Consider the following 13,716-nt stretch of genomic DNA (forward strand, 5'->3'; position numbering starts at 1 on the left):
CCCCACAGCATCTGGACGCCCTCGTTGAGGATCAGGATCAGGCCGAAGGTCGCCAGCACCTGGTCGAGATGGTCGCGGTCGTAGAGGCGGCGGAAGATCAGCACTTCGAGGATGATCCCGAAGAGCAGCGTCGCCGGAATGGTCAGCGCGAGGCCGAGGAAGAAGTCGCCGGTATAGGCCGTCAGGGTCGCGACCAGATAGGCGCCGACCATGTAGAGCACGCCATGGGCGAGATTGATCAGGTCCATGATCCCGAAGATCAGGGTCAGGCCGGCCGCGACCAGAAACAGCAGGATGCCGAACTGGAGGCCGTTGAGCGCCTGGAGCAGAAAGAGATTGAGCATGCCGGGTCCCGCTGCCGCGACCGCTCGTTCACCGGGCGGGGGCGTGTGGTTCGTCGCAGGGTCCGGCTCGCGCCGGAAGTCGCATGCGCGACGTGGGTCTTGGGTCGTTCAGGCTCCGGCCCGCACCTGGCGAGCCGGAGCCGGAGGCTGCCGGTTACTGCATCTTGCAGTCGGCGGCGTAATTGTCCTGGTAGTCGTCGAAGATCTTCTGCTCGATCTGGGTCTGGTACTTGCCGTCGTCGCGCTTGGCGACCTTGACCAGATAGAAGTCCTGGATCGGGTAGTGGTTGTCGCCGATGGAGAAGTCGCCGCGCAGGGACTGGAAATCGGCCGCCTTCAGGCCGGCGCGCAGGGCGTCCTTGTCGGAAAGGTCGCCGCCGGCCGCCTTGATGGCGCTGTCGATCATCTGGGCCGCGTCATAGGCCTGCATGGCGTAGGTGCCCGGCACGCTGCCGTATTTTTCCTCATATGCCGCGACGAAGGCCTTGGACTGCTCGTTGTCCATGTCCGGCGCCCAGTTGGCGCCGCCGAAGAAGCCGACGGCCGCGTCCTGCTGGGCCGGCAGCGTCGTCTCGTCGACGGTGAAGGCGGAGAGGAACGGGATGTTGTCGAGGCCGGCCTGGCGGTACTGCTTGACGAGGTTCACGCCCATGCCGCCGGGCATGAAGGTGAAGACCGCATCGGGCTGCTCGGCAGCAATCTGCGCGAGTTCGGCCGAGAAGTCGAGCTGGCCGAGCGGGGTGTAGATCTCGTTGACCACCTCGCCCTTGTAGGAACGCTTGAAGCCGGCGAGCGAATCCTTGCCCGCCTGATAGTTCGGCGCCAGCAGGAAGAGCCGCTTGTAGCCGGTGTCCTGAGCATATTTGCCGAGCACCTCGTGGACCTGGTCGTTCTGGTAGGACGAGACGAAGAGGTTGGCGTTGCACTCGGCGCCGGCGAAGTTCGAGGTGCCGGCATTCGGGCTGATCAGGAAGGCGCCGCCGTCGGTGACCGGCTTGGCGATGGCCATCAGGATGTTGGAGAAGATCGGCCCGACGACGAAGTCAGCATCGTCCCGCTCGACCAGCTCGCGGGCCTTGTTGGCGGCGATGTCGGGCTTCAGCTCGTCGTCGACGGTGGTGATCTCGGTCTCGAGGCCGCCGAGCTTGCCGCCCATCGTTTCGACCGCCAGCATGAAGCCGTCGCGGCCCTGTTCGCCGAGCACCGCGGCCGGGCCGGACAGGGTGAACATCAGGCCGACCTTGAGCTTGTCGTCGGCGGTGTCCTGCGCGAGCGCGCTGCCGGTCAGGGCGGTGGCCGCCAGAAGGCCGAGGGCGACGGTGCGGATCATTGTCATTCCTGCATCTCCATGCAAAGTTTCTGCGGCAGATCCGGCCCCGCCTTGGCGGTCCGTGCCCCTTGTTCGGCATGCGGCGCGGCGCCTCTGCGCCCCGATCCGAGAATTAGTTTACACATAAAATAGTGCCTCGCAACCGGATTGGCCGATTTTTTGGGCGTGCCTAATTATGCTGCAGTGCGGCGGCTGTGAATGCACTGCGGTGAGGACGGGCGGCACCGAGAATCTCGCCGCGACGCCTTGACCCATGCCCCGCTCCACGGCGATAGTTTAACTCTAAAATATCTTGTTGCGGGTGTCGGTCCCGCCTACAGGAGAGCAGCGATGCGCATCACCGTAATCGGCGGCGGCCCCGGCGGCCTCTATTTCGCGCTGCTCACCAAGAAGCAGCGGCCCGACTGGTCGATCGACATCTACGAGCAGAACCAGGCCGAGGACACGTTCGGCTTCGGTGTCGTCTTCTCCGACGAGACGCTGCACGAATTCCTGTCGCGCGACCGGCCGTCCTTCGACCGCATCCGCCATGAATTCGCCTATTGGGACGACGTCGCCATTCACAAGGACGGGCGCGAGATGCGCTGCGCCGGGAACGGCTTTGCCGGCATCTCGCGGATGAAGCTCCTCGCCATCCTGCAGCAGCGCTGCCGGGAGGAGGGGATCGGCCTGCATTTCGGCGTGTCGGTGCCGCCGGAGGAGATCGCCACGCGCTTTGCCGATTCCGACGTGATCGTGGCGGCGGACGGCGTGAATTCGCGCATCCGCGAGCATTTCCGCACGGCCTTCGAGCCGGATGTGGCGATCAAGTCGAACCGCTTCTGCTGGATGGGCTCGACCCGGCCGATGGACGAGTTCAACTATTTCTTCCGGCAGACCGAACACGGCATCATCTGTGCCCACACCTACCAGTACGAGGCGGGCCGCTCGACCTGGATCTTCGAGATGGACGACGCCTGCTGGCGCGGCCACGGCTTCGACGGCATGGACGAGGCGGCGTCGAAGGCGGTGCTGGAAGCGCTCTATGCCGACGAGTTGCAGGGCCATCCGCTGCTCCTGAACCGGTCGAACTGGCGGCAGTTTCCGCGCATCTTCTGCAATCGCTGGTCTCACGATAACATCGTACTCCTCGGCGACGCCAAGGCCTCGGCGCATTATTCCATCGGCTCGGGCACCAAGCTCGCCATGGAATGCGCCATCTCGCTGTCGGATGCGGTGGTGGCCCATGGCCCGTCCGACGTTCCGGCCGCCTTCGCGGCCTATGAGGACGCGCGGCGCACGCCCTGCCAGATCACCCAGCACAATGCCGATGTGTCGCTGGCCTGGTTCGAGCACATGAACCGTTCCTGGGACATGGAGCCCGAACAGTTCGCCATGGTGGTGATGTGCCGGGCCAAGGCGATCACCTACGACAATCTGATCGTGCGCGATCCCGGCTTCGTCGAAGCCGTCGACACCGCCTTCTACGAGCGGGTCTATCGCGAAACCGGCGAGGATTACCGCAAGAGCCGGCCAACGCCGATGTTCACGCGGTTCAAGCTGCGGGAGATGACGATCGAGAACCGGGTCGCCATGTCGCCGATGGCGCAATATTCGGCCGATGCGGACGGCAACCCGACCGACTGGCACTTCGTCCACTACTCCTCCCATGCGCTGGGCGGGGCCGGGCTGATCTTCACCGAGATGACCTGCCCCTCGGCCGATGCGCGGATCACGCCGGGCTGCACGGGCCTGTGGACCGACGCGCAGGAAGCGCAGTGGAAGCGGATCGTCGGCTTCGTCCACGCCAATTCGACGTCGAAGATGGTGCTGCAGCTCGGTCATGCCGGGCGCAAGGGGTCCACCCAGCTCGGCTGGGAGAAGATGGACATGCCGCTGGCCGACAAGGCGGCGAACTGGCCGATCGTCTCGGCCTCGCCACTGCCCTATCACGACGGCATCAGCCAGGTGCCGAAGCCGCTGGACCGGGCGGAGATGGACCGGATCACCGCGGATTTCGTCCAGGCGACGGAGCGGGCCGACCGGGCCGGCTTCGATATGCTGGAGCTGCACTGCGCCCACGGCTATCTGCTGGCCTCCTTCCTGTCGCCGCTGACCAACCATCGCGACGACGCCTATGGCGGCTCGGTGGAAAACCGGCTGCGCTACCCGCTGGAGGTCTTCGCCGCGATGCGGGCGGCCTGGCCGGCTCACAAGCCGATGTCGGTGCGCCTGTCGGCCACCGACTGGGCCGAGGGCGGGATCAGCGAGGCGGACGTCTTTGCGATCTCGGAGGCCTTCGCTGCCGCCGGCTGCGACCTGATCGACGTGTCGGCAGGCCAGACCGTGGCGGATCAGGCACCGGTCTACGGCCGGATGTTCCAGGTGCAGTTCGCCGAGGCGATCCGCAACGTGCCGAAGATGGCGGTGATGGCGGTCGGCGCCATCACCGAGGCGGCGCAGGTGAACACCATCCTGCACACCCGCCGCGCCGACATCGTCGCGCTCGGCCGTCCGCATATGTGGAACCCGTATTTCAGCCGCGAGGCGGCGGCCTGGTACGATACCCGCAACCAGCCCTGGCCGAAGCAATATATCTCGGGCCGCGACCAGGCGCATCGCGAGCTGACCAAGAAGCGGGCGCAGGAGATCGAACTGCGGCGCAAGGCCCGTCCGCGGCCGCACGACGCCGATGCGAGCGATTCGCCGGCGCGTCAGGCCGCCGAGTAGAGCAGGCTGCCGAGTCGGGCCGGCCGGCTAGCCGGCCTCGGCGAGGGCGGAGTGTTCGAACAGGGCGAAGCAGGCGGCGGCGGCCGCGATCGCGCTGGCGATCGTGGTCTCGTCCTGGCCTTCGCCCCAACCATCGAGGTCGGCGAGCACGCTCCGCCAGCCGCCCCGCTCGTGGCGCGCCGAGAGGAGGCGGCGCGGATAGGCGACCGGCACACGGCGTTGCAGCACCGCGCCGCCGAGCCGCGAGCCCTCCAGAACATAGTGGATGCCGCGCGCCGCGACCGGCGACGCGGGGCCGTCGAAGGGCGCCGACGGCGGAATGTCGATGCCGAGTTCCTGCAGATCGGCGACTGCCAGATCGGTGCGGGAACGGGTCGCGGCTACGGAAATGCCGGCGGCGACGATTGCCTCCACGGCGGGCAGCGCCCTTGCATGGGCTCGCAGGAAACCGCCATAACCGGACCGTGTTGAGAGGTCGAAGGCACTGAAGGCGGTGTCGACCCGCAAATGCAGTGACGCAGTTTCCGTGCGCAGGCGTTCGGAAAGCGTCCCGTTCGGTGGTGGCATGCAGTGATCCGTCGCTCGTGACACGTTCCCGTCCGACGTCGACAGGAGGCCACAGGTGAAAGCAGATATCCCCGCCAGTCTGCAAGACTCCCTGCGCGCGGTTTCCGAGGGCGAGCTGACGCTCTGCGACCGCGAACCCATCCATATTCCCGGCTCCATTCAGCCGCACGGCATGCTGCTGGTCGCCGACCGGGGCACGCTGGACGTCGTGGCGGGTGCGGGCGACATCGAGGGCCGGCTCGCGCCGCAATGGCTCGGGCGGCCGCTCGCCAGTCTCATCGGCAGCGCGGCGGTGGAAATCGCCCTGGGGATCGAGGACGAGACCTCCGCGGTGCTCGATCCGGTGACCGGGCTGGAGAACTCGCTGGACGGTGTCGCGCACCGCACCGGCGAGTATCTGCTGATCGAGCTGGAAGACGCGGAGCGTGCGGGCGCGAGCACCGCGCGCATCTTCACCCGGATCGAGGAGGCCGGTGCGGCCCTCGCCCGGACCCATGACCTCCTCGATCTCTGCGAAGCGGCGGTCCAGCAGTTCCGCGCGATCACCGGCTACGACCGGGTGATGATCTATCGCTTTCACGAGGACGGCGCCGGCTCGGTGGTGGCCGAGGATCGGGCCGCGCATCTCGTCTCCTTCCTCAATCACCATTTCCCGGCGACGGACATTCCGAAGCAGGCGCGGGCCCTCTATATCCGCAACCGGATCCGGGTGATTCCCGATGTCTGCTACGAGCCGGCGCCGATCCGGGCCGCCGATCCGGGGCTTTCGGAGGTCGATCTGTCGGATGTCGGGCTGCGCAGCGTCTCGCCGATCCATATCCGCTATCTGCAGAACATGGCCGTCGGGGCCTCGGCCTCGATCTCCATCGTCATGGACGGGCATCTGTGGGGGCTGGTGGCCTGCCATCACGACGAGGCGAAGGCCATCTCGCTCTCGGACCGCACCGCCTGCCGCATCCTCGCCCATACGCTGTCCCAGCAGATTGCCGCCAAGGACGAGGCGGAACTGACGCGCGAGCGGGTCCGGATCCGGGCGAGCGAGGATACGGCGCTGGCGCTCTATGACCCGGAATCCAGCTTCGAGAGCTTCGTGGAGGGGGCCGGCTCGGAGCTTTGCCGGATGCTCGGGGCCGACGGCCTGGCCGTCCTGTCCGGCACCCAGATCTCGACTTTCGGTCGCTGCCCGGACGAGGCCGACCTCCGCACGATCGGAGAGTGGGTCAAGGACAAGGCGGCGCCGTTCCCGTTTCTCACCGACCGGCTGGCGCTGCATTTGCCCGAGGCCGAGGCGTTCCAGTCGCTCGCCAGCGGTCTCCTCGCGGTCTCGCTGTCGACCGAGACGCCTATCTGCCTGATCTGGCTGCGGGCCGAAAAGATCGAGACCGTCGAATGGGCCGGCAATCCCCACAAGGGCGCCTCGACCGATCCGAATGCCGTGCTGACGCCGCGGTCGTCCTTCGAGACCTGGAGCGACACGGTCCGTGGCCGGTCGCGGCCCTGGTCGATCGCCGAGGTGGAATCGGCCAGCCGCGTCGGCCGGCTGCTGCGCGAGCGCCGTCAGGCGATCCGGCTGAAGGAGCTGAACCGCGATCTCCTAGAGACCGTGCGCGAGAACCAGCTGCTCCTGCAGCAGAAGGGCTTCCTGCTGCGGGAGGTGAATCACCGCGTCCAGAACAGCCTGCAGCTGGTCGCCGCCTTCCTGCGCATGCAGGCCCGCGACCTCGACGACGCGGCGACGAAAAGCCAGCTGTCGGAAGCGCAGCGCCGACTGAACGCGGTCGCGCTCGTCCACCGGCGGCTCTATTCGGGCGAAAGCGTCGAGATCGTCGACCTCTCACGCTACATCCGCGACCTGTGGACGGACCTTGCATCGTCGATGGACGGGGCCTGGGCGGAACGCGCGCGGCTCGACCTCGCGCCAGTCCAGATCGCGGCCGACCGGGCCGTCCATGTCGGGCTGATCATGACCGAACTGGTGATCAACACGCAGAAATACGCCTATGACGGAAAGGCCGGTCCGCTGGCGATCCGCCTCGACCAGCATCTCGGCCGGTTCCGGCTGGCCGTTTCGGATCGGGGTGCCGGCAAGTCGCGCGACCATCAGGGCTTCGGCTCGAAGATGATGCGCGCGATGGTCGACCAGATCGAGGGCACGCTGGAGGAGGCCGGAAACCGGCCCGGTCTCGTCACCACGGTCAGCGCACCGGTCGAGCGAGCCCTGCACCAGGGCTGAGGCGAGTTGCGCCGCGGCGGCGTTCTTCGCCGCCAGATCTGTCGCGCGCCGTGCAGCCGCCCGGCGGCAATGGCGTCCCGGCCGGCATCAATCCGCCGGCAGGCGTTCCAGATAAGACAGATCCTCGGCGTCGAACTCGCGGCGGATGAGATCGACGCGGGAAATCGCGCGATCGCCCGAGATGATCAGATGGTCGGCCAGCGCCTTCGCGGCTTTGTCCGTCTCGCCGGCCAGCAGATGGTCGATCACCGCCACATGCTCGGGCAGGAACGGTTCGGCGTCGAACAGCCGCGGCGTCCAGCGATAGAGGAACCGGTGGGCGATCAGCAGCGACTGCGGCAGGGTGATCGCCTGCATCAGCGCATAGGTGCCCGACAAATCGAGCAGCGTGACGTGGAGATCCTTCTCCAGCGCGTCGAGCGTCGCGCCGGTGACATCGCCCGCCGCCATCGCTTCTTCCAGCCGGGTCCGCATCTGCGTCAGCAGTGACGCCGGCGCCTGGGGCGCCGCCTTGGTCAGGGCGATCGGCTCGAGAATCGAGCGCAATTCGTAGAGTTCGGCGATATGGTCGGGCGTCAGCGCCGGCGCGTACCAGCGACCGCGATCATCCTTGCGCAGCACGCCGCGCTGCTGCAGGCGGCCGACCACGTCGCGCGCCACGGTGCGACTGACGCCGTAGTGGCGGGCGAGCCGCGCCTCGTTGACCCGCCAGCTGGCGAAGGAGATCCGGGCGATCACCTGGTCCTCGACCTCGCCATAGATCCGCTCCCAGCTCGGCGAGGATTGCAGCGGGCTGCCGTCATGGGCCGGCGACGCCGTATCGCCGGGCGAGGGGGCCTTTCGTGTTGATGCGCTGCCGGCCAGGACGGCATAGCCCTTGCCCTTCACGCGTTTGACGAGGCCCTGCTGCTCCAGTTCCGACAAGGCGCGGCGCACGGGCGCACGGCTGATGCCGAGCCGCTCGGCCAGCAGCGATTCGGTGAGGCGATCCGACGCTGGCAGGGTGCCGTCGCGGATCTGTTCGGCGATGAGCTGCGTCGCCCGCTCGTAGAGACGCGGCGTGACGCCGGAGACGCTCTCCGCATCGATGTCCTGGACCCTTTCGGCGTGCCCCTCAGGCATCGTGTCTCCCTCGCAACCCGGTGGATTCGGCCGGTGCCAAAGTGTTTCGAATGTCGCCCATGGCGTCAAACCGAATGCCGGCCCCGGAACGCGATCGTCGCACTCGCTGCTTCACAAGCACTTGCGATCGCCCGGCTATCCGCCGGCGTTCTCCCCCTTTTCTCGCCGATGTTGATATGTATAGTGTAGACATATGACATCGAGCGGGGGCTCGTGGCAGGGAGGAACGGGAATGAGCGGACGGCTCGAAGGGCGGCGAGCATTCGTGACGGGGGCCGGCCAGGGGATGGGCCGTGCCATCGCGCTCCTGTTCGCCGAGGAGGGTGCGGCTGTCGTTGCTGCCAGCCGCACCCTTGCCAAGATGGACGACCTGCCACGTCTGGCGCCGTCGATCACGCCGGTCGGTCTCGACGTCACCGATCGGGACGCCGTGCAGGCGGCGATCGCCGCTGCGGGTGATCTGGACATCCTGGTCAATTGCGCCGGCTGGGTTCACAACGGCAGCATTCTCGACTGCAGCGAGGAGGATTGGGCGAAGAGCCTGGAGCAGAACGCCACCTCCTGTTTCCGCACCATCCGCGCCGCATTGCCCGGGATGATCGCCCGCGGGCGCGGCTCGATCATCAATGTCGCCTCGGTCGCTTCCAGCATTACCGGCGTCGCCAACCGCGCCGCCTACGGCGCCAGCAAGGCGGCGGTGATCGGCCTGACCAAGCAGGTCGCGCGGGACGTCATCCGCACCGGCGTGCGCGTCAATGCGCTGTGCCCCGGAACCACGGCCTCGCCATCGCTCGAATCCCGCATCGCGGCCAGCGCCGATCCCGAGGCCACCCGCCGCGAATTTGCCGAGCGCCAGCCGATCGGGCGCCTGGGCGAGGTCTCCGAAATGGCGGCCGCGGCACTGTATTTCGCCGCCGACGATGCGGCCTTCACCACCGGCCAGATCCTGGTCGTCGACGGCGGGCAGACCCTGTGAGCGCGGTCGCCGACCAGACCGGCCGCCACGGCGGCCGCATCGGGCTCGAGGAGCTTGCCCGCTTCTGTACCGCCGTCCTGTCGGCGGTCGGCGCCGACGATGCGACGGCCGAGGCGGCGACGCGGGCGATGATCCACGGGTCGCGCTGCGGCGTCGACAGCCATGGCGTCCGGCTCCTGCCGCATTATGCGACGGTGCTGCGCGAGGGGCGCGTCAACCCGCGGCCGACGCTTTCCTTCTCTTCCAAGGGCGGTGCAGTCGCTACGCTCGACGCCGACGACGCCCATGGTGCGCTGGCCACCTACAGCGCCATGGACCGGGCGGTCGAGATCGCCGGCGGCCAGGGTATCGGCGCGGTGGCGATCCGCAAATCCTCGCATTTCGGCCCGGCTGGCGCCTATGCGCTGGCGGCGGCCGAGCGCGGGGCCATCGGCATCGTCATGTGCAATTCCGATGCCTTCGTGCGGCTGCATGGCGGGGCGCGCCGCTTCCACGGCACCAATCCGATCGCCTGCGCCATTCCCAATCCGGACGGGGCGCCCTGGCTGCTTGACATGGCCACCAGCGCAATTCCCTACAACCGCGTCAAACTCTACGAGAGCCTCGGCGTGGACCTGCCGGAGGCGGTCGCCTCGGATGCGGAGGGCCGGAATACGGCGGATCCCGCGGCGGTCGAGATGCTGGCGCCGCTGGGCGCGGCCTTCGGCTTCAAGGGCGCGGGCCTTGCCGGCCTGGTCGAGATCTTCAGCGCCGTCCTCAGCGGCATGGGGCTGAGCTTCGACCTTCTGCCGATGGGCGGGCCGGACCTGTCGACCCCGCGCGGGCTCGGCGCCTTCGTCATGGCGGTGCGCACCGATGCCTTCGTCGACCGGGAGATATTCGATCGCGGCATGCGTCGCTATGTCGGCGAACTGCGCGCCAGCGCGACCGCACGCGGCGCTGAGGTCATGGCGCCGGGCGACCGCGAATGGGCCGAGGCGGAGCGGCGCACCGCCTATGGCGCGCCGGTGGATCCGGCGACGATGACAGAGTTCCGGTCCCTGGCGGACCGGTACGGGCTGGAGATGCCGGCAACAGCCGGGTCCGGCTCGATGCCGCCCGCGCAGACGGGCGCAAGCTGACCACGAGATCGCAACAGGGAGGATCGACAATGAGCGTGCTGGCAAGGCATCTGAAGACGCTGTCTCTCGCGGTGGGGCTCGGCCTCTTCGCGCAAGGGGCAGTGTTCGCGCAGGACAGTTTCGAGCTGCGCTTCAACCATGTGCTCGGCCCCAACGAGCCGTTCCACAAGGGCTTCGAGGCCTGGGCGGAGCGGGTGAAGGAGCGTACCGATGGCGGGCTGACGATCCAGGTCTTCCACAGCGCCCAGCTCGGCGTTGAGGAAGACATCATCGAGCAGATCCGCCAGGGCGCCAATATCGGCCAGAACACCGACGCCGCGCGGCTCGGCACCTATGTCCCGGGCATCGCGGTGGTGAACGGGCCCTATTTCGTCGGCTCGCTGGAAGAATCCTTCAAGCTGGCGGATTCGCCCACCATGCAGGAATGGCAGGCCGGACTTGCCGAACAGCACGGGCTGAAGGTCGTGTGCTTCGATTGGGTGCAGGGTTTTCGCAATTTCTACACCAACGCGCCGGTGCGCACGCCGGAGGACCTGAGCGGCCAGCGCATCCGCACCCCGCCGGCCCCGATCTGGCAGGAATCGATCCGGGCACTGGGCGCCGAGCCGGTGGCGATGAATTTCGGCGACGTTTATCCCGGCCTGCAGCAGCGGGCGATCGACGGGGCCGAGCTCGTCTATCCCAACATCACCGCAGCCAACCTCAACGAGGTCGTCGACCACGCCAATGAGACCAAGCATATCCTCCTGACCAATTTCCAGGTGGTCAGCTCGCAATGGTTCGACGGCCTGCCGTCGGAATACCAGACCGCGCTGGTCGAGGAATGCCGCGCCGCCGGCCAGGCAACCTCGGCGGAGATCGAGGAGGCGACGCAGACGGCCAAGGCGACCCTGAAGGAGCGGGGCATGACGATCGTCGAGGACGTCGACATGGATGCCTTCCGGGCGGCCGGCGAAAAAGCCTACGAGACGCTGGGTCTCGTCGAGGCGAAGAACAAGGTCCAGGAAGAGATCGGCATCAAGGCGGGCCAGTAACGGTCCGACGCGACGCCGGCGGGGAGATCCATGCCAAGCCTCTATCGGTTCATCCTGCGGGCTGAGGCATTCCTCGCCGGCGTCCTGTTGATGGCCATGGTCGCGCTCATCTTCGCCGGCGGCGTCGCCCGGATGATGCACACGCCGATCAACTGGACCATCGATCTGGCCACCTGCGCCTTCGCCTGGGCCTCGTTCCTCTGCGCCGACATCGCCTGGCGCAGGGGCGCGCTGATGTCGATCGACATCCTGCCCGAAATGGTGCCCGCCGGCGTGCGGCGGGCGCTGGAATTCGTCAATTACGGGTTGATCGCGGTCTTCCTCGTCTGCGGCATCTATGCCGGCACGCTGCTCGCCTGGATCAGCCGGGCGCGCAGTTTCCAAGGCATTCCCGGGATCAGCTATTCCTGGGTGACGATGAGCCTGCCGGTCGGCTGCCTGCTGCTGCTCGTCACCACGCTCCTGAAGATCCGTGACGCGCGGCGCGCCGCGGTTCGTAACGAGGGCGCTTCGCCGTCATGCTGATCGTCACCATCGCCTTCGTCGTCCTGATCCTGATGGGCATGCCCATCGCCTTTGCGATCGGCATCTCCGGGGCGCTGTTCTTCGCCCAGCATCCCGAGCTTCCCTTCACCATTCCGGTGCAGGTGACGGTGTCCCAGACCCAGAATTTCGCGCTCCTGGCGATCCCGCTGTTCATCGTCGCCGGCAATTTCATGAACCGGTCGGGCATCACCGAGCGGCTGCTCGACCTCGCCTCGGTGCTGACCGGCCGGCTCCGTGGCGGGCTGGCGCAGGTCTCGCTGGCGCTGTCGGCGCTGATGGGCGGCGTGTCGGGATCGGCGATCGCCGATGCGGCGATGCAAAGCCGCATGCTCGGCGATGAGATGACCAGGCGCGGCTTCACCCGCGGCTTTACCGCCGGCATCCTGTCCTATGGCGCGGTGCTGACGCCGATCATTCCGCCGGGCATCGGCATGATCCTCTACGGGACGATCGGCCAGGTCTCGATCGGCCGGCTGTTCGCCGCCGGCTTCGTGCCCGCGCTGCTCCTGTGGATCGGGCTCGGCTTTGCCGTCTGGCTGACCGCCCGGCGGCGCGGCTACCAGCCGCAACGCCGGACGCGGCCGAAATTCGGCGAGGTCACGCGGGCCTTCACCGGCGGCATCTGGGCGCTGCTGTTTCCGGTCTTCCTGCTGGTCGGCCTGCGCATGGGCGTCTTCACCCCGTCGGAGATCGGGGCGTTCGCCGTGCTCTACGCGCTGTTCATCGGCGTTTTGGTCTATCGCAAGATGCGGATGAAGGGTTTCGTCGAGGGACTCGAGAGCAGCCTGGCCGATGTCGGCTCGGTGATGTTCCTGATCGCCCTGTCGGCGATCTTCAGCTACGGCATCGTCCTCGAACAGGTGCCCGAGACCGTCGCCGGCTGGATCGTCGGGCTGACCGACAATCTCACCGGCGCGATGATCCTGATCTGCGTCGTGGTGGTGGTCATCGGCTTCTTCATCGATGCGACGGTGCTGATCATCATGCTGACGCCGATCGTCCTGCCGGTGGCGCGCGATCTCGGGGCCGACCCGGTGCATTTCGGCATCGTCTTCATCATCGCCGCGACCATCGGCAATTTCACGCCGCCGGTCGGCGCGGCCATGTATGCGGTCTGCTCGATCCTGCGCTGTCCGATCGGCGAGTACACGCGGGAATCGGCGCCGTTCCTGGCGGCGGTCGTCGCGGTGACCGTGCTGCTCATCCTCCTGCCGTCGCTCGTTCTGTTCGTGCCGAACCTGATCTTCGGGTGAGGGACGGCCAGCCGTTCGGCGGCCATGTTGGAAGGAGGGGCGTCCGAAAGGGCGCAGGCTCATCTCCGCATCCGGACACACACGGACCCCACCGATAACGCGCACATGGCGAATAGCCCGGCAGGGGAGGGGACAGGCCGAGCCCGTGCAGGCGAGGGATCCGCGGTGGTTCGCACACGATAGACCGCCGGGCCCACCGGCTAGAACGGTGCGAGCATTCCGGGGCCGTACGGGGCCCGCCAGGGGCCGCGATCGACCAAATGACTTTTTGCGAAGTTTTTGCGACTGAGGTCGTTGACAGGTCCGGATGGGGTGGCCTATATCGCGTTCATCGACGACGGCGGTGGCGCCGGAGCGGGCCGGACGGTCCGCTGAGAACTGGTTCGGGGCAAATTGTTCTGACCGGTTCGGTTTTGCGCCGCCATCGTCATCATCTATCGAGAGCCGCTTTGCAGCGACCCTCCTCGGGGTATGACCGGAC

General features: G+C 67.3%; 11 protein-coding genes. 7 read left to right on the forward strand and 4 right to left on the reverse strand.

Annotated elements, in window-relative coordinates; translation table 11 throughout:
• Both ACEQX1_RS13980 and ACEQX1_RS13985 read right to left on the reverse strand, forming a co-directional pair.
• On the reverse strand, positions 1–344 hold a 344-nt coding region (locus tag ACEQX1_RS13980; protein WP_370196939.1), incomplete at its 3' end, for a branched-chain amino acid ABC transporter permease.
• A gap of 154 nt (positions 345–498) precedes the next feature.
• Complete coding sequence (locus tag ACEQX1_RS13985; protein ID WP_370195392.1) at positions 499–1,680, reverse strand: ABC transporter substrate-binding protein; 1,182 nt, start codon at positions 1,678–1,680, stop codon at positions 499–501.
• A gap of 324 nt (positions 1,681–2,004) precedes the next feature.
• Between ACEQX1_RS13985 and ACEQX1_RS13990 the strand changes: the two genes are divergently transcribed.
• Positions 2,005–4,383 (forward strand): bifunctional salicylyl-CoA 5-hydroxylase/oxidoreductase, encoded by a 2,379-nt coding sequence (locus ACEQX1_RS13990; protein ID WP_370196940.1) that lies wholly within the window; start codon positions 2,005–2,007, stop codon positions 4,381–4,383.
• A gap of 27 nt (positions 4,384–4,410) precedes the next feature.
• On the opposite strand, the gene ACEQX1_RS13995 is transcribed toward ACEQX1_RS13990, so the two are convergent.
• Entirely contained in the window at positions 4,411–4,950 is a 540-nt protein-coding gene (locus ACEQX1_RS13995) for a biliverdin-producing heme oxygenase (protein WP_370196941.1), read from the reverse strand.
• A 55-nt stretch (positions 4,951–5,005) separates the two neighbouring features.
• Here ACEQX1_RS13995 and ACEQX1_RS14000 point away from each other — a divergent pair, with 55 nt between their 5' ends.
• Positions 5,006–7,183, forward strand: coding sequence for a histidine kinase dimerization/phosphoacceptor domain -containing protein (locus ACEQX1_RS14000; RefSeq protein WP_370196942.1), 2,178 nt, complete (start codon positions 5,006–5,008; stop codon positions 7,181–7,183).
• 87 nt (positions 7,184–7,270) lie between these two features.
• Here the strand turns inward: ACEQX1_RS14000 and ACEQX1_RS14005 are convergent, their stop codons facing one another.
• Positions 7,271–8,305 (reverse strand): GntR family transcriptional regulator, encoded by a 1,035-nt coding sequence (locus ACEQX1_RS14005; RefSeq protein WP_370193314.1) that lies wholly within the window; start codon positions 8,303–8,305, stop codon positions 7,271–7,273.
• A 232-nt stretch (positions 8,306–8,537) separates the two neighbouring features.
• Between ACEQX1_RS14005 and ACEQX1_RS14010 the strand changes: the two genes are divergently transcribed.
• The 5 genes from ACEQX1_RS14010 to ACEQX1_RS14030 are packed head-to-tail and all read left to right on the forward strand — an operon-like array spanning position 8,538 to position 13,235.
• A complete protein-coding gene (locus ACEQX1_RS14010) occupies positions 8,538–9,281 on the forward strand; it encodes an SDR family oxidoreductase (RefSeq protein ID WP_187391058.1) in 744 nt (247 codons plus the stop codon).
• Positions 9,278–10,402 carry an Ldh family oxidoreductase gene (locus ACEQX1_RS14015; protein WP_370195291.1) on the forward strand — a complete coding sequence of 375 codons (1,125 nt, stop codon included), beginning with the start codon at positions 9,278–9,280 and terminating at the stop codon, positions 10,400–10,402. The genes ACEQX1_RS14010 and ACEQX1_RS14015 overlap by 4 nt, the downstream gene beginning before the upstream one ends.
• Positions 10,403–10,431: 29 nt before the next feature.
• Positions 10,432–11,436: a C4-dicarboxylate TRAP transporter substrate-binding protein gene (locus ACEQX1_RS14020; RefSeq protein WP_370196943.1), complete on the forward strand. Its 1,005-nt coding sequence runs from the start codon at positions 10,432–10,434 to the stop codon at positions 11,434–11,436.
• A gap of 30 nt (positions 11,437–11,466) precedes the next feature.
• Complete coding sequence (locus tag ACEQX1_RS14025) at positions 11,467–11,961, forward strand: TRAP transporter small permease (RefSeq protein WP_370195293.1); 495 nt, start codon at positions 11,467–11,469, stop codon at positions 11,959–11,961.
• The gene (locus tag ACEQX1_RS14030; protein ID WP_370196944.1) at positions 11,955–13,235 is read left to right on the forward strand and encodes a TRAP transporter large permease; all 1,281 of its coding nucleotides are present in this window, start codon (positions 11,955–11,957) and stop codon (positions 13,233–13,235) included. The genes ACEQX1_RS14025 and ACEQX1_RS14030 overlap by 7 nt, the downstream gene beginning before the upstream one ends.
• Positions 13,236–13,716 lie beyond the last annotated feature (481 nt).

Origin of the sequence: Aurantimonas sp., from assembly GCF_964217435.1 — a bacterium.
In the GTDB taxonomy this organism is placed as follows: domain Bacteria; phylum Pseudomonadota; class Alphaproteobacteria; order Rhizobiales; family Rhizobiaceae; genus Aurantimonas; species Aurantimonas coralicida.

Excerpts from the sequence above, each read along its gene's own strand:
- ACEQX1_RS14030 (WP_370196944.1), top strand. The coding sequence starts at position 11,955 with ATGCTGATCGTCACCATCGCCTTCGTCGTCCTGATCCTGATGGGCATG.
- ACEQX1_RS14010 (WP_187391058.1), top strand. The coding sequence starts at position 8,538 with ATGAGCGGACGGCTCGAAGGGCGGCGAGCATTCGTGACGGGGGCCGGC.
- ACEQX1_RS14005 (WP_370193314.1), bottom strand. The coding sequence starts at position 8,305 with ATGCCTGAGGGGCACGCCGAAAGGGTCCAGGACATCGATGCGGAGAGC.
- ACEQX1_RS13990 (WP_370196940.1), top strand. The coding sequence starts at position 2,005 with ATGCGCATCACCGTAATCGGCGGCGGCCCCGGCGGCCTCTATTTCGCG.
- ACEQX1_RS14025 (WP_370195293.1), top strand. The coding sequence starts at position 11,467 with ATGCCAAGCCTCTATCGGTTCATCCTGCGGGCTGAGGCATTCCTCGCC.
- ACEQX1_RS13995 (WP_370196941.1), bottom strand. The coding sequence starts at position 4,950 with ATGCCACCACCGAACGGGACGCTTTCCGAACGCCTGCGCACGGAAACT.
- ACEQX1_RS13985 (WP_370195392.1), bottom strand. The coding sequence starts at position 1,680 with ATGACAATGATCCGCACCGTCGCCCTCGGCCTTCTGGCGGCCACCGCC.
- ACEQX1_RS14020 (WP_370196943.1), top strand. The coding sequence starts at position 10,432 with ATGAGCGTGCTGGCAAGGCATCTGAAGACGCTGTCTCTCGCGGTGGGG.